The organism is Arthrobacter sp. 9V (assembly GCF_902506065.1).
Classification (GTDB): Bacteria; Actinomycetota; Actinomycetes; order Actinomycetales; family Micrococcaceae; genus Arthrobacter.
This window is the reverse complement of sequence record NZ_LR732912.1, coordinates 432,269-456,991: the sequence shown is the minus strand read 5'-3', so window position 1 is coordinate 456,991 and position 24,723 is coordinate 432,269. Positions and strand designations below refer to the sequence as shown.

23 protein-coding genes and 1 riboswitch are annotated in these 24,723 nt (G+C 62.8%); of the genes, 14 read left to right on the top strand and 9 right to left on the bottom strand.

The features are described 5' to 3' along the window. Positions 1-15: 15 nt before the first annotated feature. Positions 16-999 (top strand): aldo/keto reductase, encoded by a 984-nt coding sequence (locus BACI9J_RS02160; protein ID WP_159732965.1) that lies wholly within the window; start codon positions 16-18, stop codon positions 997-999. Positions 1,000-1,068: 69 nt separating this feature from the next. Here BACI9J_RS02160 and BACI9J_RS02155 read toward each other — a convergent pair whose 3' ends face one another. Further along, positions 1,069-2,142: a DNA polymerase IV gene (locus BACI9J_RS02155; protein ID WP_159732963.1), complete on the bottom strand. Its 1,074-nt coding sequence runs from the start codon at positions 2,140-2,142 to the stop codon at positions 1,069-1,071. Positions 2,143-2,311: 169 nt separating this feature from the next. Here BACI9J_RS02155 and BACI9J_RS02150 point away from each other — a divergent pair, with 169 nt between their 5' ends. After that, positions 2,312-2,935, top strand: coding sequence for a LysE family transporter (locus BACI9J_RS02150; protein WP_159732961.1), 624 nt, complete (start codon positions 2,312-2,314; stop codon positions 2,933-2,935). Here BACI9J_RS02150 and BACI9J_RS02145 read toward each other — a convergent pair. Continuing rightward, positions 2,925-3,968, bottom strand: a complete 1,044-nt coding sequence (locus BACI9J_RS02145; protein ID WP_159732959.1) for a LacI family DNA-binding transcriptional regulator — start codon at positions 3,966-3,968, stop codon at positions 2,925-2,927. The two genes, BACI9J_RS02150 and BACI9J_RS02145, sit on opposite strands and share 11 nt — an antisense overlap. A gap of 200 nt (positions 3,969-4,168) precedes the next feature. On the opposite strand from BACI9J_RS02145, the gene uriH reads away from it, so the two are divergent. The 3 genes from uriH to BACI9J_RS02130 are packed head-to-tail and all read left to right on the top strand — an operon-like array spanning position 4,169 to position 7,622. Then, positions 4,169-5,224 carry a uridine-preferring nucleoside hydrolase UriH gene (gene uriH / locus BACI9J_RS02140; RefSeq protein WP_159736317.1) on the top strand — a complete coding sequence of 352 codons (1,056 nt, stop codon included), beginning with the start codon at positions 4,169-4,171 and terminating at the stop codon, positions 5,222-5,224. Beyond that, entirely contained in the window at positions 5,224-6,669 is a 1,446-nt protein-coding gene (uriT, locus tag BACI9J_RS02135) for a uridine transporter UriT (protein WP_159732958.1), read from the top strand. Before uriH ends, uriT begins: the two co-directional genes overlap by 1 nt. Further along, on the top strand, positions 6,666-7,622 hold the full coding sequence (locus BACI9J_RS02130) for a ribokinase (protein WP_159732956.1): 957 nt from the start codon (positions 6,666-6,668) through the stop codon (positions 7,620-7,622). Before uriT ends, BACI9J_RS02130 begins: the two co-directional genes overlap by 4 nt. A gap of 109 nt (positions 7,623-7,731) precedes the next feature. Here BACI9J_RS02130 and BACI9J_RS02125 read toward each other — a convergent pair whose 3' ends face one another. After that, positions 7,732-8,052, bottom strand: coding sequence for a hypothetical protein (locus BACI9J_RS02125; protein WP_236558307.1), 321 nt, complete (start codon positions 8,050-8,052; stop codon positions 7,732-7,734). Between the two features lie 100 nt (positions 8,053-8,152). Between BACI9J_RS02125 and BACI9J_RS02120 the strand changes: the two genes are divergently transcribed. The 3 genes from BACI9J_RS02120 to pabB all read left to right on the top strand — a co-directional run bounded on the left by BACI9J_RS02120 (position 8,153) and on the right by pabB (position 11,452). Beyond that, positions 8,153-8,764 carry a TetR/AcrR family transcriptional regulator gene (locus BACI9J_RS02120; RefSeq protein WP_159736316.1) on the top strand — a complete coding sequence of 204 codons (612 nt, stop codon included), beginning with the start codon at positions 8,153-8,155 and terminating at the stop codon, positions 8,762-8,764. Positions 8,765-8,867: 103 nt separating this feature from the next. Continuing rightward, on the top strand, positions 8,868-9,428 hold the full coding sequence (locus tag BACI9J_RS02115; RefSeq protein WP_159732952.1) for a low molecular weight protein-tyrosine-phosphatase: 561 nt from the start codon (positions 8,868-8,870) through the stop codon (positions 9,426-9,428). Next, positions 9,425-11,452: an aminodeoxychorismate synthase component I gene (gene pabB, locus BACI9J_RS02110; protein WP_159732950.1), complete on the top strand. Its 2,028-nt coding sequence runs from the start codon at positions 9,425-9,427 to the stop codon at positions 11,450-11,452. Before BACI9J_RS02115 ends, pabB begins: the two co-directional genes overlap by 4 nt. A 52-nt stretch (positions 11,453-11,504) precedes the next feature. Here the strand turns inward: pabB and cls are convergent, their stop codons facing one another. After that, positions 11,505-12,905, bottom strand: a complete 1,401-nt coding sequence (cls, locus tag BACI9J_RS02105) for a cardiolipin synthase (protein WP_236558306.1) — start codon at positions 12,903-12,905, stop codon at positions 11,505-11,507. 159 nt (positions 12,906-13,064) lie between these two features. Between cls and BACI9J_RS02100 the strand changes: the two genes are divergently transcribed. Then, complete coding sequence (locus BACI9J_RS02100; protein WP_159732946.1) at positions 13,065-14,006, top strand: aminodeoxychorismate lyase; 942 nt, start codon at positions 13,065-13,067, stop codon at positions 14,004-14,006. A gap of 252 nt (positions 14,007-14,258) precedes the next feature. After that, positions 14,259-15,713 (top strand): amino acid permease, encoded by a 1,455-nt coding sequence (locus tag BACI9J_RS02095; RefSeq protein ID WP_159732944.1) that lies wholly within the window; start codon positions 14,259-14,261, stop codon positions 15,711-15,713. A gap of 288 nt (positions 15,714-16,001) precedes the next feature. Here the strand turns inward: BACI9J_RS02095 and BACI9J_RS02090 are convergent, their stop codons facing one another. The 5 genes from BACI9J_RS02090 to BACI9J_RS02070 form a co-directional block, all read right to left on the bottom strand. Beyond that, a complete protein-coding gene (locus BACI9J_RS02090; RefSeq protein ID WP_159732942.1) occupies positions 16,002-16,484 on the bottom strand; it encodes a carboxymuconolactone decarboxylase family protein in 483 nt (160 codons plus the stop codon). Positions 16,485-16,493: 9 nt separating this feature from the next. After that, positions 16,494-16,637, bottom strand: a complete 144-nt coding sequence (locus BACI9J_RS02085) for a hypothetical protein (RefSeq protein ID WP_201296482.1) — start codon at positions 16,635-16,637, stop codon at positions 16,494-16,496. 157 nt (positions 16,638-16,794) lie between these two features. Continuing rightward, a complete protein-coding gene (locus tag BACI9J_RS02080) occupies positions 16,795-17,859 on the bottom strand; it encodes a PLP-dependent cysteine synthase family protein (RefSeq protein ID WP_159732940.1) in 1,065 nt (354 codons plus the stop codon). Continuing rightward, complete coding sequence (locus BACI9J_RS02075; protein WP_159732938.1) at positions 17,853-19,418, bottom strand: aromatic amino acid ammonia-lyase; 1,566 nt, start codon at positions 19,416-19,418, stop codon at positions 17,853-17,855. Before BACI9J_RS02075 ends, BACI9J_RS02080 begins: the two co-directional genes overlap by 7 nt. Continuing rightward, positions 19,418-20,746 (bottom strand): NtaA/DmoA family FMN-dependent monooxygenase, encoded by a 1,329-nt coding sequence (locus BACI9J_RS02070; protein ID WP_159732936.1) that lies wholly within the window; start codon positions 20,744-20,746, stop codon positions 19,418-19,420. The genes BACI9J_RS02075 and BACI9J_RS02070 overlap by 1 nt, the downstream gene beginning before the upstream one ends. Before the next feature lie 153 nt (positions 20,747-20,899). Between BACI9J_RS02070 and BACI9J_RS02065 the strand changes: the two genes are divergently transcribed. The 4 genes from BACI9J_RS02065 (at position 20,900) to BACI9J_RS02050 (ending at position 24,691) form a co-directional block, all read left to right on the top strand. Continuing rightward, complete coding sequence (locus BACI9J_RS02065; RefSeq protein ID WP_159732934.1) at positions 20,900-22,627, top strand: SulP family inorganic anion transporter; 1,728 nt, start codon at positions 20,900-20,902, stop codon at positions 22,625-22,627. A gap of 58 nt (positions 22,628-22,685) precedes the next feature. Next, positions 22,686-22,798, top strand: a riboswitch (SAM riboswitch). A gap of 13 nt (positions 22,799-22,811) precedes the next feature. Further along, complete coding sequence (locus BACI9J_RS02060) at positions 22,812-23,075, top strand: DUF1737 domain-containing protein (RefSeq protein ID WP_159732932.1); 264 nt, start codon at positions 22,812-22,814, stop codon at positions 23,073-23,075. Further along, positions 23,072-23,482, top strand: coding sequence for a rhodanese-like domain-containing protein (locus tag BACI9J_RS02055; RefSeq protein WP_159732930.1), 411 nt, complete (start codon positions 23,072-23,074; stop codon positions 23,480-23,482). Before BACI9J_RS02060 ends, BACI9J_RS02055 begins: the two co-directional genes overlap by 4 nt. After that, a complete protein-coding gene (locus BACI9J_RS02050) occupies positions 23,483-24,691 on the top strand; it encodes an O-succinylhomoserine sulfhydrylase (protein ID WP_159732928.1) in 1,209 nt (402 codons plus the stop codon). It abuts the gene before it with no gap. Positions 24,692-24,723: the final 32 nt, after the last annotated feature.

Genomic DNA, 24,723 nt, shown 5'->3' with positions numbered 1-24,723 from the left:
CATATAGTCGAATCCATGGAACAACGCATACTTGGCAAGACCGGCCGGTCCGTCTCCACCATAGGACTTGGCACGTGGCAACTCGGAGCCGACTGGGGTTCCGTCACGGAAGAGGACGCCGTCGCCGTCCTTGAAGCCTCGGTGGAAGGCGGCGTCAACTTCTTCGACTCCGCAGACGTCTACGGTGACGGCCGGAGTGAGCAGTTCATTGGCCGCTTCCTGCGCGCCCACCCGGAGCTGAACCTCACGGTGGCCACCAAGATGGGCCGCCGAGTGGATCAAGTCCACCAAAACTACACCCTGGAGAACTTCCGGGCATGGACGGACCGCTCCCGGCGCAACCTCCAGCAGGACACCCTGGACCTCGTCCAGTTGCACTGCCCACCCACGTCCGTTTACAGCAGCGACGAAGTCTACGACGCCCTGGACACGCTGGTCAGCGAGGGCGCCATCCGCAATTACGGCGTCAGCGTCGAGCGGACGGACGAGGCCCTTGAAGCCATCAGGCGCGGGAACACCGCCACTGTCCAGATCATCCTCAACGCGTTCCGGTTGAAGCCCCTGGATGAGGTGCTGCCGGCAGCCAGGGAAGCGGGCGTTGGCATCATTGCCCGGGTTCCACTGGCATCCGGTTTGCTGTCCGGCAAGTACACCCCGGACACCGAATTCCCGGAGGACGACCACCGGAACTACAACCGGGACGGTTCTGCCTTCGACGTGGGCGAGACGTTCTCCGGAGTCGACTTCGCAACCGGGGTGAAGGCCGCGCAGGAGTTCAGCGGATTAGTACCCGACGGCGTCAGCACCGCCCAAGCGGCCCTCGCCTGGGTGATTGCCCAGGACGGTGTCACATCGGTCATTCCCGGTGCACGATCCGCCTCGCAGGCAGCAGCAAATGCCGAGGCCGGTGGACTTCAATCCGTGGGAGAAGGCTTGGCTGAGGGGGTGCGGGATATCTACGACCGCTACTTCCGCGAAGCGATCCACCCGCGCTGGTAGCCGCCGGGCCGCCGTCGGGCGTTGGTGTTCGACGGCGCTAAAGTCCGACGGCGCTAGTGTTCGACGCCGTTACCAGCCGCTGCGCGTGGGCGTATGTCCCTTGCGGGCTTCCTCGGGCATGGACATTTCTGCACGCAATCCGAGAAGCCGGATGGGGCGCTCCGGCTCCATTTTTCCAGTGAGTTCCAAGGCCTGCGCGAGGACCTCATCCCGGTCGAAAGTCCGGGGAATCTTCCTCGCGTAGGTCTTGGTGAAAAACGGCGCATACCGGACTTTCAGGGTCAGGCCAATCACTGGCCGACCCTCCGCTGCCACATCCTCCAGGACGCGAGCCGTCAGTTCCTTGACGGCATCCTGGATCTGGGAGGGCTCGGTGAGATTCTCCTGATACGTGGTCTCGCGGCCATGAGCGCGGGCAACCCACGGAGTGTCGTCAACCTCGCTGGCGCCTTCCCCGCGTCCCAACTGGGCGTACCAAGGGCCCATCTTCGGGCCGAACTCCGGGACGAGATCCTGGGGATTGCATGCGGCCAGCTCGGCCACTGTGGTGATGTGGTGCTTCGCGAGCCGCTGCGACACCTTGCTTCCAACGCCCCACAAATCCTTAGTGGGCTTATCACCCATGACGTCCAGCCAATTTTCCTTGGTCAGCCGAAAGATGCCCGCCGGCTTGCCGAAATCCGTGGCATTCTTTGCCCGAACCAAGGTGTCTCCGATCCCCACGCTGCAGTGCAGCCGGGTTTGCTCGAGGACCGCGGCCTGGACCTGCCGGGCGTACGCTTCCGGGTCCTCCGTTTCGATGCCCACAAAAGCCTCATCCCAGCCGAGCACCTGAACCGTGGCGCCCGGCTGTGCCCGCAGGGTAGACATGACCACCTCCGATGCCGCCAGGTAAGCCTCCTGATCGACGGGCAAAATGATGGCGTCCGGCACTTTGCGGGCAGCTATCCTCAAAGGCATGCCGGACCCGACGCCGAAAGCCCTCGCTTCATAGGATGCGGTGGAAACCACGGCGCGTTCCGTGGGGTCTCCCCTGCCACCCACAATGATCGGCTTGCCGGCCAGCTCAGGCCGACGGAGGACCTCGACAGCAGCAATGAACTGGTCCAGGTCAACGTGGAGTACCCAAGGGATTCCGCTCACGGCACCAGTTTGCCCTAAGCCGCTACTGTGGTTGTACCTTCACCACCTTCTTTGGCTTGTTCGGGTGCAGAAATCAACCCATTCCGGGTGCATTCCGGCAGATCAGCCGCCAAAGTGGGTGGGGAAGCAACGCGTCCGGAGCACCCGCCTCGCGGGCATAAGCTGAGATGTGCAGTTTTCACTTTGGCTGGCCCTTGTTGGAGCCGGCACCCTGATCAGTTTCACTCCAGGCGCCGGCGCCATTTTTACCATGAGCAACTCGCTCAATTCCGGCTTCCGACGCTCAATCTGGGGCATTCTCGGCCAGCAGGTGGCTCTGGTCATCCACATCGTCATTGTCGCTTTGGGCGTCGGAGTGCTCGTTTCCAGCTCTCCGGTGATCTTCAATGTCATCCGTTATGCCGGTGCCGCGTATCTGGTGTACCTCGGGATCAGGCAGTTCCTGCGCAAGCCGGACCTGGACGAGGAAGAAGTTGCGGACAAGAAGAACGAGTCCGCACTGTCCATGTTCCAACGCGGAATCTGGGTGAACCTGCTGAACCCGAAAGCAATTGTCTTCTTCCTTGCTTTCATGCCCCAGTTCATCCGGCCCGATCAGCCGCTCCTTCAGCAATACGCGGTGCTGACTACCACGGTCATCATTATCGACATCCTGGTGATGTGGTTCTTCTTCGCGTTCGCCGCGCGTTCCTTCCAGAGATTCACCCATGATGAGCGCGGTCAGCAGGTCCTCAACCGGGTCTTCGGCTGCTTGTTCGTGCTGGTGGGTATATTGCTCGCCGTCATCCACTAGACGTAGATCCCCGCACCACCAGCGAGCTCTCCAGGGTCACATGCGGCTCGACCAGCGGCAGGCCCTCCATGAGCCCCCGCAGTTGCTCCCCCGCTTTACGTCCCAAAGGCGTTGCAGGCAGGTGGACGCTGGTGAGGCCGGGGTTGCTGGTGGCCGAATAGGGCAGGTCATCGAACCCTGCCACAGCCAGCTCCTCAGGGATCCGTACGCCTTCAACGCGGGCTTCCTGCAGCACGCCATAGGCATGCGTATCGGTACCGCAGACGACGGCGGTAACACCCTGGCGCTGCCACTGCGGCCACGCTTCGGCGAAGGCGGCAGCGGCAGCACCGACGTCGATGGGGGTGCTGATGACGTGCCCGTCATCCACTGAAAGTCCGCACGCTGCAGCCTCTGCCAAGAAAGCTTCCCGGCGCAGCTGGAAGGTTGTTGTGCCCGTCACGCCGTCCACGTAGGCGGCGCGGGTGTGCCCGGAAGACGCCAAGTGACGGGCAAGCTCCCGGGCACCTTGGGCAACATCGAGGTTGACGGACGGCGCATAGGATTCCAGTCCCGGCGCATCCAACAGCACCAGTGGTCCTGCAGCGGAGAGGTCTTCCAGGAATTCGGCACTGGGAGCGCCCACCAGCAAGCCTGCGGGCCGGAGGGCCAGCAACTTGCGGACGTCATCAGCCTGTGGTGATTCGCCGGCGTCGGTCACGGAAAGCAGCAGCTGGTACTGGGACCCGAGCGACTCCCGAACCCCTGCAATGACGTTGGCAAAGAACGGGTTGGACACGTCCGGAGTTACCAGAATGACGATTGAGCTGACTCCGCGAGCCAAGGAACTGCCGATGCTGTCCACCACATAGCCGAGCTCAGCTATGGCGGAGCGGACCCGGGAAATGTTGTCCTCGGACACCCGTCCTTGGGTTTTGCCGTTTGCCACAAGGGACACAGTGGCCGTGGAAACGCCTGCCCGGGCGGCCACCATCGCGGCCGTCACACGGGGCGAACGGGGCGCGCGGCCATGGCGTTGGTCCAGGGATTCCATGCATCGATCGTAACGGTCTCAAACGGTCTTGACCTGCGAGAAGGCATCAAGCGCTTGACGTTCCAGCATTCAGACCAACGTTAAGCGTTTGACGTAGACCACACAGCAGTGCCAGAATTCCTCTGAATGCTTAGCGCCCTGCCCCGGGCAACTACCAGGCAGGCCCCAATGACGTGGAGAGAAACGTGGACCCCAACACCATGACACCGGCACGCAAGAAGATCATTCTTGACTGCGACCCTGGCCATGACGACGCCGTGGCATTACTGCTGGCACACGGCAACCCGGACATCGAGCTGCTTGCGGTAACAACGGTGGTGGGAAACCAGACCCTGGAAAAGGTCACCCGCAACGCCCTTTCAGTCGCAACCATCGCCGGCATCACTGGCGTCCCCTTCGCCGCCGGCTGCGACCGCCCCTTGGTCCGCACCATCGAAACGGCACCCAGCATCCACGGAGACTCCGGCATGGACGGCCCGGAGCAGCCCGAGTCCACTATCGAGCTGGACCCGCGCCACGCCGTCGACCTCATCATTGAAACGGTCATGGCACATGAGCCGGGCACGGTCACACTGGTCCCCACCGCGGGCCTCACCAACATCGCCATGGCTGCCCGCAAAGAGCCGCGAATCGTTGAGCGTGTCAAGGAAGTCGTCCTCATGGGCGGCGGCTACCACGTGGGCAACTGGAGCGCTGTGGCGGAGTTCAACATCATCATTGACCCCGAAGCCGCGCACATCGTGTTCAATGAAACCTGGCCCGTGGTGATGGTGGGCCTGGATCTCACGCACCAGGCTCTGGCCACGGACGAGGTGGTGGACCGCATCGCGAAAATCGGCACCAAGCCCGCCAAGTTCGTCATGGAGCTCATGGACTTTTTCCAGAAGACCTACAAGGACGCCCAAGGCTTCGACTTCCCGCCGGTGCACGATCCGTGCGCAGTGGCCTATGTGATCGACCCCACCGTCATGACCACCCGCAAGGTCCCCGTGGACATCGAGCTGCAGGGCAAACTCACACTCGGCATGACCGTAGCCGACTTCCGTGCCCCTGCGCCGGATGACTGCCACACCTCCGTGGCCGTGGACCTGGACCACAAGAAGTTCTGGGATTTGGTCACCGACGCAATCGAACGGATCGGCGAACCAACGCACGACGCCGGCGCTGACGCCACCGCTGGCGCCGAGGCCGAAGTCACTGCCACAGCGAACGTCACTGCCACAGCCGAGGCAATCCTGGCAGGAGAGGCAAAGTAATGTCCTCCCCCGCAACTGAATCAAAGTCCACCCGCGGCAACGTCACAGCCCTCATGGTCGCGCTGTTGGCGGCCTGCCTAGCTTTCCAGCTCAACGCCTCCATGCTCAGCCCGGCACTGGTCACCATGGGCAACGAGCTCAACACGGACCAAGCCACCATCGGCCTGTCCCAGACGTGGTTCTTCACCGCCGCAGCCCTCTTCTCCCTGTTCCTCCCGCGGCTGAGCGACATTGTGGGCCGCAAGAAGATCCTCGTCGGCATGATGATCCTGATGGCCGTTGGCTCTGTCATCGCAGCCATGGCACCGGACGTCACGTGGCTCTTCGTAGGCCGCATCATCCAGGGCGTCAGCGGTCCCACGGTTCCGCTCTGCCTGATCATGCTGCGGTCCGCGGTTACCAACCCGCGCAAGTACGGAACCCTCATGGGCCTGATCACGGCAGTCAACGGCGGCGTGGCCGGCGTCGACTCCTTCGTGGGCGGCTACTTCGCTGAAAACTTCGGCTTCCGCAGCATCTTCTGGCTCATGGTGGCCCTGGCCTTGGTAGCTACCGTGTTGGTCGCCGTCCTGGCCGGAGAAAGCAAGCCCGCCGCCGGCACCACCATGGACTGGCTGGGCGTGTTCTTCATTGTCATCGCAGTGGGCGCCCTGCTGACCGCCCTGAACGAGGGCGCCAAACTGGCCACGGCCTTCGACGCCGGAACCCTGACCCTCGCGCTCGTGCTCACGGTGATTGCCGTCGTCGCGTTCTTTGCGTTCTGGACTGTTGAGAAGCGCGCCAAGCAGCCCATGGTGGAGACCGTGCACCTGCGCCAGCGCTCCACCTGGGCTCCGCTGCTGACCACCACTCTGACCATGACGGGTATTTTCGCGGTCATCAACGGCATTGTTCCCGCATACGTGCAGGCAGCTGATCCTGGCTTCGGCGTCGGTCCTACCGAGATGTCGCTGATCATCCTGACCCCGTACGCCCTGCTTGGTTGGTTGTTCGGCCCCATCAGCGGCCGTGTGGCGCCTGTTCTTGGCTACACCAAGGTCCTTCGCATCGGCCTGATCGGCAGCTTGGTGGCGTTGGCGATCATCGCATTCTTCGGCCTGAACAACCTGCCCATGATGATTGTGGGCACGGCCTTGCTGGGCATCATGTACGCCGGTACGGTCAACATCATGCTGAACGGACTGGGCGTGGTTCTTTCGCCGCAGGGCAACCCGGGATTCCTTCCGGGCATGAATGCCGGCGCCTTCAACCTTGGCGCCGGACTGAGCTTCCTGGTCCTTCCGGCCGTCCTTGTGGCCACGGCTTCGCTCAATGACGCCAAGGCTTCTTACTTGACCGTTGTGGTGGTGGGCCTCGCCATTACCTTTGCTGCCTTTGCCGCTTCGCTCCTGATTCCCAAGCCTGTGGACGCCGAAGTGTCCGAAGACGAAAAGGTGACGGCATGACCAGCGCACCCAAGGCGGGAATCGTCGTCGTCGGCTCCCTTAACGCGGACCTCACCATCTACTGCGATCGCCTCCCTCAACCCGGCGAGACGGTCCACGGCAACGGTTTTGCGGTGAATCCCGGCGGCAAGAGCGCCAACCAGGCGGTGGCTGCCAGCAAGCTCGGCGGTCAAGTCACCCTGATCGGCGCTGTGGGGGATGATCCCAACGGCACCATGCTCCTGGATTCGACGGCCAACGCGGGAGTAGACGTTTCGCGTGTCCTCCGTTGCGACGTGGCCACCGGTGTCGCTGTCATTTCCGTGGACTCCAGTGGTGAGAACAGCATCATCATTTCCGCCGGCGCCAATGGGACGCTCAGGCCCGCGGACGTCACCCCGGACGCGTTCCAGAACGCTGCGGTGGTGTGTCTCTGCCTGGAGGTGGGGATCGATACTGTGATTGCCGCCGCCCAAGCAGGGCACGACGCCGGCGCAACAGTTCTGCTCAACGTCTCGCCTTATGCGGAGGTGCCGGAGCGGTTGGCCGGGCTGGGCGACGTTCTTCTGGTGAACGCGCATGAGGCGTCCCTGTTCCTTGGTGCCGAAGCGGAGATTCCTGACGCTGACGCTGGCGCGGAGGCTTGGGAGCCGGTTCGGAGCCAGTTCGCGGAGAGGGGTCTGCAGCGGATTCTGGTGACCCTCGGCGCCCAGGGATCCGTGGTCCTGGATTCGTTGGCGCGCGGCATCGAAGACCAGATCACCCGTATTGCCCCCACGCGTGTGTCCGCAGTTGACACCACGGGAGCCGGCGACGCCTTCACAGGTGCTGTGGCTGCGCGCTTGGCTGCGGGTGAATCACTCGCTGCCGCCGCATCCTTCGCGTCCGTTGCCGCGGCCTTGGCTGCCACGAAGAAGGGGACGCAGGCCGCGTACCCAACCATCGCCGACGTCGAGCAGCTGCGGGGCGCTTAGTCCCGCCGTCGCCACCCAACCCGGTTCGGACCCAACTAGGGGACAGCACCTGCTCTACTGAGGGCTCAGTGGAACAGGTGCTGTCCCCTAGTTGGGTTAAGCGCTTGGGTCAGGCGGACTTGCGGGCTGCGCGTTGTGCTGCGCGCTCCACGGCCTTGCGGGTCAGGGCGCCGTGGCCGGCCATGAGGCGGGGAACCACCAGATAGACGGCCGTGGGAACAACGAAGGCTGTCAGAACGAGCGCCCTCAGGACGGGGTGTAGCGGCTCCATGACGGGACCGAGGAGCAGCATGCCTACGGACACCAGCGGGAAAATGGCCAGCCAAGTGATGAGGGCCCTCATGTGAACGGAGGGCCCTTGCAGGCGCGGCACTGTTGTGGGCTCAGCAGTAGGCTCAACGGCGATTTCGGAGGCGGTTTGTGCAGTCATGGCATTCTCCAACTAAACGGTTGCTTTTGGCTTGAGATCACACTAACCCCACTCGCCAACAATTACAACCATCCAGTTGGAAAATGGTAATATGACTCCTATGGCATGGGACACAGAGCGAACCAAGGCGCTGCTGCTCGAGGCGGCTACCAGCGAGTTTTGCACTCGCGGATTGGCCGGTGCCCGCATTGATCGCATCGCCGCCGAGGCAGGGGTCAACAAGGAGCGGATCTACCAGTACTTCGGCAACAAGAATGCGCTCTTCGACACCGTGATCGTCACCGCCCTGAGCTCCCTCATGGATGAAGTTCCCATCGAAGGCAACGGCCCCGAAGCCATGGCAGACTACGCCGGCAGGCTCTTCGACCACCACCAGAAGGACGCCACGGCACCACGCCTCCTTTTCTGGGAAGGACTGGAACGGGGCACCGAAGTGGTGGGGCTTCCCAAGCGGATGGCCAACTGCGCATCCAAGGTCAACAGCACCATCGCAGCCCTGCCCGGGGTTTCACGCGAAGACGCCGGAGATCTCCTCATCACCATCGTGAGCTTGTGCGATGCCGCTCCGGTGCTCCCGGCACTGGACGGACTCATGGCCGGCAATGACCCCGGCCGGGCAGAAAGGCGACGCGCCGCCGTCGTGCGTACCGTCTACCTGGCGGCCGCAGCGCTGGCCGCCGAGGCGCAGGAACCTGCCCACAGCCGAGCCTAACGAGGACCCTGCGCCACGCACCGTGACAGTTTTGACAGGAAAAGTGACTCGGTTGTGAAGTTGCCCCTAGCCAAGAGGGGGCGGCATGAACCATGCTTGCTGCATGTACTCAACGACGAGCCCATACCGCATCATCACGGTCTGCACCGGAAACATCTGCCGCTCCCCCATGGCAGCGCTCATGCTGACCGAAGCCTTCTCAGCGGAAGGGCTCGGCGAGCTCGCAGTAGTGGACTCCGCAGGCACAACAGGGTACGAGGTAGGACACCCGATCGACCCCCGTGCCGCACGCGTTCTGACGGCCCAGCACCTCGCTTCCGAGGACCACGTTGCCCGCGAGTGGCGGCGTGAATGGTACGCCGAACGGGACCTGATACTCGCTCTTGACGTTGACCATTTCGGCTGGCTCCAAGAAGGCGCCCCGGATCACGCCTCCCTCGAAAAAGTCCGGATGCTCCGCAGCTTCGATCCCCACATGGCGGGCCGCAGCTCCCTGGACCTCGGCATCGAAGACCCCTGGTACGGCGGCCACACGGACTTCGACAACACGTGGACGCTCATCAAAGCCGCCATCCCCGGGATCGTGCAGCACGTCAAGGCCGCCATTGCCGCGTCACAGGACGCAAAAGCCAACGAGCCCCAGCAGGTAACCTCTATGACATGACCCCTGCACCCGTGATCATCGCTGTTGACGGCAGGTCCGGCGCAGGAAAAACCACGCTGGCCGTTGAACTGGCGGCCCGGCTGCGGCAACACCACAAGGTTTCGCTGTTCCACCTGGAGGACATCTACCCCGGCTGGAACGGGCTCATGCCCGGTATTGAGCGCTACGTTGGTACAGTCCTGAAGCCGCTCAGCGAAGGCATGGCGGCAGAGTGGACAAGCTGGGATTGGGACAAGCATTACGACGGCGGCCTGAACGTTACGCTGCCCGCCGAGATCGTCATTGTTGAAGGGGTAGGAGCGGCAGCGGACGCAGCCCGCCCCATGCTGGACGCCGTGGTGTGGGTGGAATCCCCCGGCGACGATCGCCGTCGTCGAGCCTTAACACGTGACGGAAGCACCTACGAGCCGTACTGGGACAGCTGGGCCGCCCAGGAAGATCAGTGGCTTTCAACCGATCAGGTGGTGGCCGCCGCCGATGTCCGGGTGCAAAACCAGGCCGACGGCAATGCGCCCGACGACGTCCTGCAGGCCCTTATGTACCTGCCCTCAATTGCTTCGATCCTGTCGCCGGAACTCAGTGCGCGGCGTGGATTGCAACTGCGTTCCGAGCGCTTGGAGGCGACGCCGGACGCTGAGCTGCTGTTCGATTCCCTCTACGGGAAATCGGCAAACGCGGTGTGGCTGGATTCTTCCAACGCCTCCGCAGTGGCCGGCCGCTCCCAAGCCGCCGCCCGCAGCCGCTTCAGCATCCTGGCTGACGACGGCGGCACGTTCGGACAGTCCGCCCTGCACCGGTCCGGGACTACCCAAGTAACAGCCGGTTCCGCCTCCGTCAGCACCTCCGGGCCCTTCTTCCGCTGGCTCGATTCAGTTTGGGGCCGCAGGGCCGTTCGCGCACCCCGCGGTTACGATGGCCAGTTCACCCTCGGCTGGCTCGGATACCTTGGCTACGAACTCAAGCGCGAAACCGGCGGCAACGATGTCCCATCCGACACCCCGGATGCTGCCCTGCTGTTCGCCGGCCGGGCCGTGGTGCTGGACCATCGCGAACAAGCCGTCTGGCTGCTCGCCTTGGCTGCGCCCGACGCCGGGGAATGGTTCCGCGAGGCCCGCACCGCCGTCGAAGCTGCCTCCGCGCCTGCCGCCGCGCCTGTCTCAGTGGGGGCGGTTCCCGAATTTACCAGCCGGGACTCCGCCACCGATTACAAGCGCAAAATTGCGGACTCCCAGCACCAAATCAGCGAAGGTAACTCCTACGAGATCTGCCTGACCACCACGTTGGAAGCCCCTGCCGGAAATCTGGACCCCTGGGCAAGCTACCTCTCGCTGCGTCGCCGCAACCCTGCACCTTTTGCCAGTTACCTCCGGTTCGGCGAACTGGTGGTGGCCAGTACGTCACCTGAACGGTTCCTCCGCATCATGTCCGACGGCGGCATGCGCGCCGAGCCGATCAAGGGCACCCGTGGCCGGTCTTCTGATGCTTCCGAGGATGCTGCGTTGCGGCACGAGCTTGAGACCTCACTAAAGGACCGCGCAGAGAACATCATGATCGTGGACCTGCTCCGCAACGACCTCAGCCATTTCGCCATACCGGGGTCCGTGACGGTCAGCAGGCTTTGTGCAATCGAAAGTTACGCCACAGTCCACCAAATGGTGAGCACCATAGATGCCCACCTTCGTCCGGGCGCCCCGCGGGCCGAAGCCCTGGCAGCAGCCTTCCCGGCAGGGTCCATGACAGGCGCGCCGAAAATCAGCACCATGGACATTCTGGACCAACTCGAATCCGGGCCGCGGGGAATCTACTCCGGCGCTATCGGATACTTCTCAATGAATGCCGCCACGGACCTTGCAGTGGTGATCCGCACGCTGGTGGTGAATCCTGACGGCGCTGGCGGGCGGATCTTGTCCCTGGGGGTGGGTGGGGCCATTACTGCGGATTCCGTGGCAGATGACGAGTACCAGGAAATCCGGACCAAGGCTTTCGGGGTGCTGTCCACGCTGGGTGCCGACTTCCCGGGCTGAGTACGCTGTTTTGGCCCTGGTCCGCTGTCGCGGCGTAGTCCACTGTTGAGGGCTACTGGAGTGTGGCGGTCAATCTGGCCACGTTATCCACATACTTGGCCAGCGGGGGTCTATCCATCCAGTCGTCCAGCATAAGCTCACGGGACACCTCGCGGTACGTGGACTCCACGGCGCGCATGAGGTTTACGGTTTCGGCGCCCAGGAGCATCACCGAGACTTCCATGTTCAGTGAGAAGGAGCGCATGTCCATGTTGCTGGAACCAAGGACGGCCACTTCGTCGTCAATAGTGAAGTGCTTGGCGTGGAGGACATATGGTGCCCGGTACAGGTAGATCCGTACGCCGGCATTCAGCAACGCCTCGTAGTAGGAGCGCTGGGCGTGGTGCACCAGGAATTGATCACCCTTTTCGGAGACGAAGAGCTCCACATCCACACCTCGCTGCGCGGCGGTGGTAATGGCGTAGAGGAGGGAGTCGTCCGGAACGAAATACGGGCTGCAGATGGAGATCCGGTGCTGCGCTGAGTAGATCAGGGTATTGAACAGGCGAAGGTTGTTCTCCGTGGCGAATCCCGGACCACTCGGCACTACTTGGGCCGTGACCTGCCCGGGAGACGGCTGGGAGGGCAGGCGAAGCTGGTCCTCAAGCGACTCGTCGGTTTCGCTGAGCCAGTCCGTAGCGAAGACTACGTTGAGGGTGGCCACAATGGGACCTTCAAGACGGGACATGAGCTCAACCCACTTCCGGCCCACCTTGTGGTGTTTGGGATTGTTGTAGGAGGGTTCAATCAGGTTCTGGGAGCCGGTGAAAGCAACCAGTCCATCGATCACCATGATCTTGCGGTGGTTCCTGAGGTCCGGACGCCTCCATTGTCCATGGATAGGCAGTAGCGGAAGCATGCGCTTCCATTGGATCTTGCCTGCCTTGAGCCTCCGGATCAGGCGACGATATCCCTTGACCCGCAGCGTTCCAATGTGGTCGAAGAGCAGCCGGACGGTGACACCCCGTTCAGCGGCCTTCTCCAGCTCTGTGAGGAGCTCATCAGTTACGGAGTCGCTGCTCATGATGTAGAACTCGGCGTTGATGTAGGTCTTGGCATCTTTGACCGCTTCGGCCATGGCTTTGATGGATTCCTGGTACCCGGGGAAGAGTTCAACCTTGTTGCCGTCAACCATGGGCAGCGATCCAAGGCGATGATTCAGCTCACCCGCTGATTTCACCCACTCCGGACCCGAGTACACGCTTACCGGATCTGCAAGATCGGATGTCACGGCACGGACTCGCCGATTTACTTCCTCCTGCTGCTCACGCCTGCGCTTGGACAGTTTGAAATTGCCGAAAAGAAGGAAGAGAACGAACCCTACGGAAGGGATGAGGAACACAGCCAAAAGCCAGGCCATGGCGGTGGTGGGACGCCTGTTACCGGGAATGATGCCCAACAGCACTATGCGCATGATCACTTCCGCAATGGCCCACGCGCCTAGTAACCAGGTCCACTCCTGGCCAAACGGAAAAGGAAAGAGCACCCTACAAACCCCCACGGTCCAAGAACAACATGGACCACAGCCTATCCGGCAAAGTCATACATCACGGCCCCGCACTAAGCTGGCACCATGACTTCTCCTGCTCCCACGGTCCTTGTTTTCCTGGACCCAGCCTTCGAAAATGGACGCGTTGCCGATTCCAGCCTTCCCCAACTCATGGCTACGGACCTTGGCGCCACCCGTGGCGATGGCGTGTTCGAATCACTCCTCGCTGTTCAAGGACGGCCCCGCAAGGTGCAGGCGCACCTGAACCGGTTGAGCAGTTCCGCGGCAGCTTTGGACCTGGTGCTTCCGGAGCAGGACGCCTGGCGCAAGGCGATTGATACCGCCATCAACGAGTTCCGGGATGTCCATCCTGCCCCCACGCCGGAGGAGGACGAGGTGGTCGTTAAGCTCATAGTGACCCGCGGTGTCGAAGGCGCAGCCAGCCCAACATGCTGGGTGCAGGCTTCCCCTTCACCCGCGGGCAGTCGCCGGCAGCGCGAGACGGGAATCGACGTCGTACTTTTGGACCGCGGCTTTGATACCGAAGCCGGCGAGCGGGCACCGTGGCTGTTGCTGGGCGCCAAGACGCTGTCCTACGCGGTCAACATGGCTGCCCTGCGTTTCGCGCATAAGCAAGGCGCAGATGATGCTATCTTCACGTCCACGGACGGCCGCGTACTGGAAGGCCCCACCTCCACTGTGTTGCTGGCGCACCTTGAAACGGTGGACGACGGCGAAGGTTCCCTCAAGACTGTCCGTCGCCTCATCACGCCGCAGCATGACAGCGGAATTCTGCCCGGAACCTCGCAGGGGGCACTGTTCGCAGCGGCGAAGGCCGCGGGTTGGGAGCTCGGCTATGGTCCGCTCGTCCCGCAGGACCTGTTCGACGCCGACGCCGTATGGCTCATCTCGAGCATTCGGTTGATCGCACCCGTGAATCACATCAACGGCAAGGAAATCGGTACACCGGCTGTTCGGAAGCAGCTGACCGCCGAGCTCAATGCTCTCTTTGCGGGCATCGAGTAAATCAGGGGCTCCAGAGTTTCCGCTCGCATTGCTCCGCTAGGAACCTAGCAGGCGGCAAGTAGAGTAATCGCTCGAATGACTCACTGATTAGAACTTCTTGCTCTCGACCACAAGTGATCATCGCGTTCAATCGCGTTTCTTAGGCTCCTTGAAATGGTCATTCGTCATGTGATGAATCTTGTAATCGTGTTAGTTGGATCACGTCCGGCTGGTACTACTTCAGACTTTGCTGGCTAACTTCCCGGAGGGAATATGGGACTCAGCTCCCCCACAGAAGCCGAAGCATCGGCAACCGAGGCGCAGTCTCAGACTGACTCCTCGCAGACAGGACTTCGCCGGTCCATGGAGGCCCGGCACCTGGTCATGATCGCCATGGGCGGAGTCATCGGCTCAGGCCTGTTCGTTAGTTCCGGATACACCATCTCCACCGCCGGCCCCCTGGGCGCGGTCCTTGCCTTCCTCATTGGCGCCGTGGTGGTCTACCTGGTGATGGCATGCCTCGGGGAGCTCGCTGTTGCGTTCCCCGTCTCGGGTGCTTTTCACATTTACGCCGCCCGCACCATCGGCCCGGCTACCGGCTTTGCCACCGCCTGGCTTTACTGGCTCTGCTGGGCCGTGGCTCTAGGTTCCGAGTTCACCGCCGCGGGCCTGCTCATGCAGCGATGGTTTCCGGGCGTTGACGTCTGGATCTGGTGTTTCGTCTTCGCCACCGTCCTGTTCACCTTGAACGCCATTTCATCGCGCGTCTTTGGTGAATCGGAGTTCTGGTTCGCGCTCATCAAGGTGGCCGCCGTCGTCGGCTTGATCATTTTGGGCGGTGCCGCGCTGGCAGGATTCCACCCCATGGCCCCGGGTGAGTTCCCCTCCTTTGGCGAGAACTTCAGCACCCCGGATGGGTTGTTTCCCAACGGATTCACCGGCGTCTTCGTCACTTGCCTTGCGGTGTTTTATGCCTTCTCGGGTTCCGAGTTGATCGGTGTAGCAGCCGGTGAGACCGCGAACCCGGGCGCCAACATCCCCAAAGCAATGCGCACCACGGTCATTAGGCTCATGATCTTCTTTGTTGGGGCGATCGTGGTCATTGCGGCCACCATCCCGTACGAACAAGTCAGCGTGGACGAGAGCCCGTTCGTCACCGTCTTTTCCATGCTGGGCATCCCGTACGCCGCGGACATCATGAACTTTGTGATCATCACAGCACTGCTGTCCGCCGGCAATTGCGGGCTCTTCTCCTGCGCACGCATGCTCTTCTCGCTGGCCGACGAAGGCCACGCGCCCAAGGCTTTCCGGAAGTTGACCAAGCGGGGCATCCCCATGATTGCCCTCTGCGTCAGCATGCTGGGTGGCCTGGCCTCACTGATCAGCAGCGTGGTTGCCCCGGAAACTGTTTACCTCGTGCTGGTCTCCGTGGCCGGTTTCGCCACCGTTGGTGTGTGGATGTCCATTGTGGCTTCACACTTCATCTACCGGCGGACCTTCATCAAGAACGGTGGCGACCTTTCGACGCTGCCTTACAAAGCGCCACTGTTCCCGCTGGTTCCAATCCTCGCGTTCGCGCTCTGTTTGGTGTCGCTGATCGGCATCGCGTTCGACCCCAACCAGGTGGCAGCACTCTTCTTTGGTGTCCCGTTCGTGGGCGCCTGCTACGCCATCTTCTACTTCAAGTACGGACGACGCCGTTCGCTCAAGAAGGCAGTGGACGCTTAAGGTCTTCGGCCCTGTGGGCTCTTGACCTTCTTTGGATACAGTTCAGCCCCTGGGCAACCTTTCCCGGTTGCCCAGGGGCTGATCTCGTCTCAAACAGGGTCAGGACCCTCCGCCGGCCGGGCCTTCACCACCCACTTTGGATTCCAGGGCTCCGCAACACTGTTTCGAGGTGTGTCGGGGCCGGTCCGAGGCCAAAGTAGGTGGTGGCCGTACGCGGCCAATGGTTCCGCGGAAGTCACGACGACGGCACTCGCCGCGCGTGCCCGGGCTTGGGTCTGAACCCGGAGCTTACTTTTTGGCCGCGCGGACCGGGTGCTCGCTCAGGATGGACAGACGGTTAAAAGCGTTGATACCAATGGCAGCCATGCAAAGCACGCTGATTTGCTCATCGCTGTAGTGCTGACGGGCCTGTTCGAAGAGCTCCGGGCTGGGCCTCGATGAGCTCATGCGGGTGATCTGTTCGGCAATTTCCATGGCCACCACTTCGCCGGGTTCAAACAACTGCACTTCCTTGTAAACGGTAACAAGGGACAGCCGTTGTTCGGTTTCCCCGTATTTCAGGGCACGACGGTGATGGAGGTCCAGGCAGAAGGCGCAGCCGTTGATCTGCGAACACAAGTAGTTGATGAGTTCAAGGGTGCGGCGCGGGATGCCAAGCCGGTCAGCTTCGTCCACCAGTTGCTGCGAGTAGTGGCTCAATGTTGCATATAGATCCGGCTGCTGCTTATCCAGATAGCCGGCCAGACGGGGTTTTGTTTCCTGTTCAGGCATGCTTGGAGCCTAGCGCAACGGGGGTTCCTGTCCTCGCTTCAGCTCCTGAATGCGCAGGCGTAAGAAGATGATTGCGAGCACCAAAGCGTAAATCGCCAAAGCCCCAACGGCCACCATCAGCAGCGTGTAGAGAATCCCAATAAGCGAAAACAAGAAAAACCCCCAATTTCACGGCCGCCAGGTGCCGAGCCGGAGCTTCAGATGCTAGCAGCCCTCGTGCAAACCCGCGGGACGTGATAGAGGGTTCGCCCCAAGCACGCGGGACGTGATAGAGGGTTCACCCCAAGCACGCGGGACGTGATAGAGGGTTCTAGTCGCGCGCGGCAGGTGCGTCTGCGGCGAGCCTTATGCCGTGCTCCGCCAGCCACACCGGATTGAAGGCCTTGCTCATATAGTTCGTACCGGCGTCGGGCGCTATGGCCACCACCACGGAACCGTGGGGCGCAGCGCGGGCCACGCGAACGGCCGCCGCCACGGCGAGCCCGGAGGAAGGACCGAGCGCGAGTCCTTCTTCATCCAGGAGCTGGTGGACGGTGGTGTAGACCTCGTCGTTGGGAATCCGCAGGAAACGGTCCACGATGGAGCGGTCGAAGGCTTTGGGCCATTCGGGCTCGGGCCAGGAGTTTCCCACACCGTCCACCAGGATCTCACCGGGATGGCCGCCGCTGTAGGCCGAGCCGTAGGGGTCGGCGCCAACCACTTCCAGATGCCCACCGGGGCGTGAAGCAGCCACCCGCTCCTTCAAGTACCTGCCGTTCCCGCTGATGGTCCCGCCGGTTCCGATGCCCGCAACGAAGTGAGTCACCAAGCCGCCGGTCTGTTCCCAGATCTCGGGGCCGGTGGTTTCATAGTGCGCAAGAGGGTTTGCCGGGTTGTCGAACTGCATCGGCCGCCAGGCACCGGGTGTCTCCGCGGTAATCCGTGCAGCCACAGCACGTGCGTTCTCCGGCGATTCGGCCGGTGCGTTCCAATCCGTCAAGATCACGCGGGCGCCATAGCTGTGCAGCGCGGCGAGCTTCTCCTCGGAGATTGTGTCGCCGGTGACCACAACTACCGGGTGCCCGGTCAGGTGACCGATGAGGGCCAGCCCAATCCCGGTATTGCCGGACGTGCTCTCCACAATGGTGGCCCCGGGTTTCAGCTCCCCGGACCTCTCCGCAGCCCGGACCATGCTCAGCGCGGTGCGGTCCTTGATGGAGCCGCCCGGGTTTTCGGACTCGAGCTTGATGTGGATGGTGCTGCCCAGGCCGCTGCCCAGCGCCTCCAACTTCACCAGAGGCGTGTTGCCCACCTTGTCCAGGACCGAGGCATCCAGTCCGTCGGCGAAGGGAAGGGCCGCGTGCACTCCATGTTTTCGGCTCACTGTACTCACCACGTCTTCTCCCCTGTCTCCGGGAATTCCCCGGCAACCGCACTGCGTAAGACCGCCCGCGCCCGTTCCACCAAGTCCGGCGCTGATGGCCGTTGGGCAAGCACGTCCGCGAGCCGGCCCACCACAAAGCCGGTCCCCTTCCCCAGCGGCTGCGCGGCACCCGCCTCAAGAAGCAGGTACGACGCCGTCAATGCTTCAATCACCAGGAGCTTCTCCGCAGCCTCCAGCGACTTCTCAAGCTGCTGCAAGGCCAGCGGGGCCAGGGTTGAATGATCCTCGACGTCGGCAGAGAGTGTGGGGGCACCCAGCGTTGCGGGGGCGGCGAGGAACTTGAGCTCAGCCAACAGTCCGGCGGCCGAGTACCAGAGGAGCCCGGGAAGTTCTTCCTGGGCCAGGCCCTCCCCGGAGGACGCCGACTGCAGGTGACGGGCACGGATGGAACGTTGCGGAGGATACAGCTTGGCGATGCGACGTTCGCTGGAAATCCCCACATGCGCCAGGGCGAGCCGCAGGCTCTCAAATGCGAGGGCCAGTTGCATTGGTTGGAAGTTCCCGCCGGACACCATGTGCCCGGAGCCAACATCAACCAACGGATTGTCGCCGCGGCCGTTCAGTTCCACTTCCAAAGCAGCACCGAGCTGCGTTACCAGTGCTCGAAAGGCTCCGTGAGTTTGCGGTGCGGCCCGGAAAGACAGGGCGTCCTGAACCGACACTTCGGGGCGAACATCCTCCAGCCATCCGCCGCTCAGCAGCTCGCGCACTGCAGCTGCCGAGTCCCGCTGCCCGTCCACCGCCTTGGCCGCCTGGATTGCCGGCGAAAACGGGCTGAGGTTCCCGCCGCCGTCGTACCTGGCGATCGTCTCCAGCGAGAGGGCAAGTGCGACGTCGGCCAGCTGGGCCAGGTGCTGCAGCCGCAGCAATGCGAGCGATCCGGCGCCCACCGAGTAGGCGTTGGCGCTGACCAGGGCGAGGGCCTCACCAGGCGCGGGAACGAGGGGCTGTAGACCGGCGTCGGCGAGCGCTTTGGCACCGGAGATCAGGGTGCCGTCCGCGCTGAACGCTTCACCTTCCCCTATGGCAACGGCGGCGACGGCGGCGAGTTGGGTGAGGTCCGAAGAGCCTACGGATCCTTCGCGCGGGATGGCGGGAAAGACGCTGCGGTTGAGCAAGTGGGCATAGAACATGGCGGTCTCGGGGCGCACTCCGGAACCGCCGCGGCTGAATCCGATCAGCCGGGTAAGGATCACGGCGCGGGCGGCGCCCCTGTCCAGATACGAGCCCACTCCGCTGTTGTGATACCTGACAACCTGGACCTGATAGGCAAGGAGCGAGTCCTCCTCCACAGCGGTATCGCGGCCGGATCCCAGCAAGGTGTTGAGTCCATACACGCGCTGCCCTGCGGCCGCTGTCTGTTCCACAATTTCTCTTGAGCGCAGGAGCAAAGACAACGCATCTTGGTTGAGTTCCACGTGAACCGCGGGATCCTCGGCCACCAGGGCCACGTCCGTAGCGCGCACGGGAGCCACCCCAATCACCAGTGTCCGCGGTTTTTCGGATGCCATCAGAAGTCCAAGAGGTTCTGCCTGAACCCGCCGTTGCCGTAACTCTTCCTCAACAGGCCTCGGCGCCGGAGTTCGGGCGTGAGCTTGTCCAACACACTGTGCACGGTCACGGGGTCCACGAAACCGGAGAAGAGGAAGCCGTCGCCACCCACCTCAGATCCGGTGGACTCCAGGTAGTCGGCAATTTCGCCGGCCGTGCCGATGATCGAGTCACCCGCACCGCCGCTGCGTGCCTGAAGGATCTGACGCAGTGTGGAACCCGGAGGCGCTGCTTTCGCGAAATGCTCCAGCGTGCCTTGGTTGCTGTTGGTGCTCAACTCGGGCAGCGGAGCGTCGAGGTCGAATTGCTTGAAGTCGATCACGGAGAGGTAGGAGATGGAGTTCAACTGGCTGTCGATGTCGCGCTGGGTGAGCTCCCGCCGCTGCGCACGTAACTCCTCGGCCTCAGCCTGGGAACCAACAACCGTAGGCTTCAGGACGAAAAGTACCTTGACGTCGTCGGGATTGCGGCCGGCCTTCGCAGCTTCCGCACGGATGGAATCCCGGTATGCCTTCATTCCGTCCACGCCCCGGGCCAAGGCAATGGCTACGTCGGCATGCCCGCCGGCAAACGCCTTGCCCCGCGGGGAAGCGCCGGCCTGAACCAGCACAGGTTCTTCAGGCAAAGGGGCCGTGTTCAACGGGCCCCTGACCTTGAAGAACTCACCTTGGTGGTTGATGGGGTGCACTTTGCCGTGGTCCGCGAACACCCCCGTCTCAACGTCCTCCAGCACGGCGCCCGGTTCCCAACTGCGCCAAAGCCGTCTGACGACGTCCACGAATTCCTCCGCCTTCTCGTAGCGGAGGTCGTGCTCAATCTGCTGGTCCAGCCCGTAGTTCTGCGCGGCGAGGTCGCTGCCGGAGGTGACAACGTTCCAGCCAAGCTGTCCTTCGGAGAAGTGCTGCAGTGTGGCCAGGAGCCGGGCGGCAGTGAAGGGCGGGTAGAAGGACGCACTGACGGTGGGGACAATCCCCAGGTGCTCGGTGGCGGAAAGAAGGTACGGGACCAACGCCAATGGATCGTGCTTGGGGGCGAAAGACGCGTGAGCCAAGGACACCTCAGCAGTGCCGCCATAGGTGTCCGGAACGGTGAGGGAATCTTCAATGATGAACAGGTCCAGCCCGGATTGCTCAAACGCCCGGACGGCTTCCTGGTACAGGGCGGGCTTCTTCCAGTCGTAGCCCAGGCCGTAACCAGGAGTCCCCCAACCCTGGACACCGAAACCGTGGCCAACAAACCATCCAAAGTGCAGCATGGGCTTGAGTGTAGAACTGCTGTGTCCGTTCACCGCGACCTGATTTCATGCGAAGTTACAGGGGGTCGTACTGGGTCAATTATGCTCCCGGGACGTCACATTTGGGCCGGACTCTTGACGGCTTGGATTTCCACATACGGCGTTCACCGTGTTCCGCAAACAGCACGGGTCCGGAATGATCGCTGTATGAGTTCACCCAGTCGCACTTCCGCCAAAGCCCGCCTGTCGGGCGTTTGGGCGCTCAAGGGGTACAAGCTTGAGTGGTTGCGGCACGATGCCGTGGCGGGTGCTGCACTGTTTGCCTTGCTGGTACCTGCCGGGATGGCTTACGCGCAGGCCGCCGGCCTTCCTCCTGTCACCGGGCTCTATGCCACGGTCATTCCGTTGCTGGTTTACGCCATGGTTGGACCTTCCCGCATTTTGGTCTTGGGACCCGATTCCTCCCTCGCCCCCATGATCGCCGCGGCTATTGTGCCGCTTGCAGCCGGGAGCAGTGAAAGATCGGTGGCGCTCGCCGGGCTGTTGGCTGTGTTGATCGGGGTGATCATGATCGCCGGTTCGGCCCTGAAACTCGGCGCCATCACCGGACTGTTGTCCAAACCCATCAGGCTCGGATACCTGAACGGAATCGCGTTGCTCGTCGCGTTATCGCAGCTTCCGGCGTTCCTGGGGATAGAGGCCAGTGGTGATATCTGGCAAAAGCTCGCGAAGGTCGCCACTGGGTTGGTGGGCGGCGAGGTCAACGTCACCGCGCTGCTGCTGGGAATGGGTTCTCTTGCCCTCATTTGGATTCCCCGGCTGCTGAAGTGGAAAGTGCCGGGCGTCCTGCTGGCGGTGGTGGGCTCGTGTGTTGCAACCGCCGTTTGGGGGCTGAACGACGACGTCAAGGTCACCGGAGTCTTGCCGCAGGGGCTGCCGATGCCCGCGTTGGGCGGAATAAGCTGGGCGGACGCGCTCACACTGCTCCCCGCGGCCGCAGGCATCGCCCTCATGGCCTTTGCAGACACCGGCGTCCTTTCCCAGACCTTGGCCGCCAAGGAAGGCAAGAGAGTTTCAGGCAACCGGGAGATGGCAGCGCTTGGAGCGGCCAACGCGGCCACAGGCCTGCTAGGTGGATTCCCGATCTCCGGCAGCGCCTCACGGACCCCCGTAGCTGTGGACGCAGGCGCCAAATCCCAGATGACGGGGGTGGTTGGCGCGGGGCTGGTCCTGGCTTTCATGTTGCTGGCTCCCGGAGTTACCGGGTATCTTCCTTCCGCAACCTTGGCCGCCGTCGTCATCGCTGCGGCCATTGCCTTGGCGGACCCTGCCGGTGTCAAGCGGCTCCTGGGCCTGAGCCGGAGCGAGTCCGTGGTGATGCTGGCAGCGTTCCTGGGAGTCCTGACCGTCGGTGTGCTGCAGGGAATTGTAGTGGCCATCGCCTTGGCGCTCCTGGACTTTGTTCGGCGGGCTTGGGATCCGTACCGGACGGAACTGGGAGCCGAAGCTGGACTCCCCGGTTATCACGACCTCGAGCGGCACCCCGACGGCGCGCGCATCCCCGGACTTCTGATCCTCCGCTTCGATGCACCCCTCTTCTTCGGCAATGGGCAGGTCCTGGCGGCCTTTGTGCGGGAACAGTTGGATGAAACTCCGGAAGAAACAACACACCCTGTTACCCACGTTATCCTCGCCGCAGAGCCCATCACCGGGATCGACACCACGGCGCTGGATGACCTCCTGACGCTGGACGAATGGCTGGCTAGACGAGGCGTGGACCTGGTGTTTGCCGAAATGAAGGGACCCGTGAAAGACAAATTGATCCGGCTGGGCACAGGCGCACGCTTTACACCCGAGCATTTCTTCCCCACGGTGGGAGCGGCAGTACGCGAACTGAAAACCAACAAGGGTGGAGCCCCCGATTACGCAACATGACGGCAGGACAAGCGCGCGCAAGTGCGGCCCAAGGCCCGTGGATGTTACGTTTTTCTTGAGTAATGAGCACCAGCGCAAAGCCCTGACTTGCTGGTCGGCAACCCTCTCTCCGGCGGGGTGCCTCAGGTGACTACTCGGCGTATCGACAAATTCGAACTGCAAGCGTGACTGAGGAGCACCAGCTATGCCTGAACCCACTGAAGAAAAACTTTCCTATCGCCTGATTACAGGCCCGGACACCCGTGATTTTTGCGAGCGGATCTCCAATGCCCTGGCGGAAGGGTACGTGTTGCACGGCAGCCCCGCGGCCACCTTCAACGGAACCGAGGTGATCGTCGCCCAGGCCGTTGTCCTGCCCGCCGCCATCGCCAGCGCCGATGCCGCAGTTGCCAATGCTGTTGACGAGTTGGATGTCGAGGACGAAGAAGCATTCGAGGGCCACGCATGAGCTACGCAGGTGACCTGACCCCGCACGACGCGTGGGCCAAGCTTGAAGCCGGTGCCATCCTGGTGGACGTCCGCACTGAAGGCGAATGGGCCCACATCGGCATCCCGGACACCAAAGCCACGGAAAACGATCCCCTGTTTATCCAGTGGAACCTTGCCGGCGGCATCCCCAACTCCCGCTTCATTGATGACTTGCGGCAGCAGGCGCCGGAGGACGACGGTGTTGAACTGGTGTTCCTGTGCCGTTCCGGCCAACGCTCCATCTCCGCCGCCATCGCCGCAACTCAGGCCGGTTTTACTGCCTACAACGTCTTGGAGGGCTTCGAAGGCGAACCGGACCGCTACGGCGAGCGCACCGTCAATGGCTGGAAGAACCGTGGCCTGCCCACCAATCTGGGGGCCGAGTAAGTGACCTTCAATCCTGACGCCGCCGGCTGGAGCCCCGACACCCAGGCCGTCCGTGGCGGCCTTGACCGCACCAATTTCCAGGAAACGTCCGAGCCCGTTTTCCTGAACTCGGGTTTCGTTTACGAATCCGCCGCTGCCGCCGAGCGCGCCTTCACAGGCGAGGACGAGCGCTTCGTCTACTCCCGCTACGGCAACCCCTCCGTCGCAACCTTCCAGGAGCGGCTGCGGCTGCTCGAAGGTACCGAAGCATGCTTTGCGACGGCGTCAGGCATGTCCGCGGTCTTCACGGCTTTGGGTGCCCTGCTGGCTGCCGGGGACCGCGTGGTTGCCGCCCGATCCCTGTTCGGCTCCTGCTTTGTGATCCTCAATGAAATCCTGCCGCGCTGGGGCGTGGAGACGGTGTTCGTGGACGGTCCTGATCTGGAGCAGTGGCGCGATGCCCTCTCCCAGCCCACTACTGCGGTCTTCTTCGAGTCGCCGTCCAATCCCATGCAGGAAATAGTTGATATCGCGGCAGTCAGCGATCTGGCGCATGCCGCCGGGGCGACCGTCGTCGTCGACAACGTCTTCGCCACTCCCCTGTTGCAACGCTGCGGTGAGCTGGGCGCAGACGTGATTGTGTACTCCGGCACCAAGCACATCGACGGCCAGGGCCGCGTCCTGGGCGGCGCGATCCTGGGCACCAAAGAATTCATTGACGGTCCGGTCAAGCAACTCATGCGTCACACTGGCCCGTCGCTGTCCGCGTTCAACGCGTGGGTGCTGACCAAGGGCCTTGAGACCATCGGACTGCGGGTGAACCACAGCTCGGCCTCCGCGTTGAAGATCGCCGAGTGGCTCGAGCAGCAACCGGCCATCAGCTGGGTCAAGTACCCGCTGCTGAAGTCTCACCCGCAGTACGAGCTTGCTGCGAAGCAGATGAAGGCGGGTGGCACGGTACTGACGTTCGAGCTGTCGCCCTCGGCCGGCCGCTCAGCGAAGGAGGCCGCGTTCGCCTTGCTCGACGGCCTCCGCGTCATTGACATCTCCAACAACCTGGGGGATTCCAAGTCCCTCGTCACCCACCCGGCCACCACCACCCACCGGGCCATGGGTCCTGAAGGCCGTGCCGCGATCGGGCTTTCCGATGGCGTGGTCCGCCTGTCCGTGGGTCTTGAAGATGTGGATGACCTCATCCTGGATCTGGAGAAGGCCCTCAAACAGGTCTAACAGCCGCCGGCACCTGCCTGATCTCGTGGGAA

Excerpts from the sequence above, each read along its gene's own strand:
- BACI9J_RS02160 (WP_159732965.1), top strand. The coding sequence starts at position 16 with ATGGAACAACGCATACTTGGCAAGACCGGCCGGTCCGTCTCCACCATA.
- BACI9J_RS02145 (WP_159732959.1), bottom strand. The coding sequence starts at position 3,968 with ATGGAATCCCTGGACCAACGCCATGGCCGCGCGCCCCGTTCGCCCCGT.
- uriH (WP_159736317.1), top strand. The coding sequence starts at position 4,169 with ATGACACCGGCACGCAAGAAGATCATTCTTGACTGCGACCCTGGCCAT.
- uriT (WP_159732958.1), top strand. The coding sequence starts at position 5,224 with ATGTCCTCCCCCGCAACTGAATCAAAGTCCACCCGCGGCAACGTCACA.
- BACI9J_RS02130 (WP_159732956.1), top strand. The coding sequence starts at position 6,666 with ATGACCAGCGCACCCAAGGCGGGAATCGTCGTCGTCGGCTCCCTTAAC.
- BACI9J_RS02125 (WP_236558307.1), bottom strand. The coding sequence starts at position 8,052 with ATGACTGCACAAACCGCCTCCGAAATCGCCGTTGAGCCTACTGCTGAG.
- BACI9J_RS02120 (WP_159736316.1), top strand. The coding sequence starts at position 8,153 with ATGGCATGGGACACAGAGCGAACCAAGGCGCTGCTGCTCGAGGCGGCT.
- BACI9J_RS02115 (WP_159732952.1), top strand. The coding sequence starts at position 8,868 with ATGTACTCAACGACGAGCCCATACCGCATCATCACGGTCTGCACCGGA.
- pabB (WP_159732950.1), top strand. The coding sequence starts at position 9,425 with ATGACCCCTGCACCCGTGATCATCGCTGTTGACGGCAGGTCCGGCGCA.
- cls (WP_236558306.1), bottom strand. The coding sequence starts at position 12,905 with ATGCGCATAGTGCTGTTGGGCATCATTCCCGGTAACAGGCGTCCCACC.
- BACI9J_RS02100 (WP_159732946.1), top strand. The coding sequence starts at position 13,065 with ATGACTTCTCCTGCTCCCACGGTCCTTGTTTTCCTGGACCCAGCCTTC.
- BACI9J_RS02095 (WP_159732944.1), top strand. The coding sequence starts at position 14,259 with ATGGGACTCAGCTCCCCCACAGAAGCCGAAGCATCGGCAACCGAGGCG.
- BACI9J_RS02090 (WP_159732942.1), bottom strand. The coding sequence starts at position 16,484 with ATGCCTGAACAGGAAACAAAACCCCGTCTGGCCGGCTATCTGGATAAG.
- BACI9J_RS02075 (WP_159732938.1), bottom strand. The coding sequence starts at position 19,418 with ATGGCATCCGAAAAACCGCGGACACTGGTGATTGGGGTGGCTCCCGTG.
- BACI9J_RS02065 (WP_159732934.1), top strand. The coding sequence starts at position 20,900 with ATGAGTTCACCCAGTCGCACTTCCGCCAAAGCCCGCCTGTCGGGCGTT.
- BACI9J_RS02060 (WP_159732932.1), top strand. The coding sequence starts at position 22,812 with ATGCCTGAACCCACTGAAGAAAAACTTTCCTATCGCCTGATTACAGGC.
- BACI9J_RS02055 (WP_159732930.1), top strand. The coding sequence starts at position 23,072 with ATGAGCTACGCAGGTGACCTGACCCCGCACGACGCGTGGGCCAAGCTT.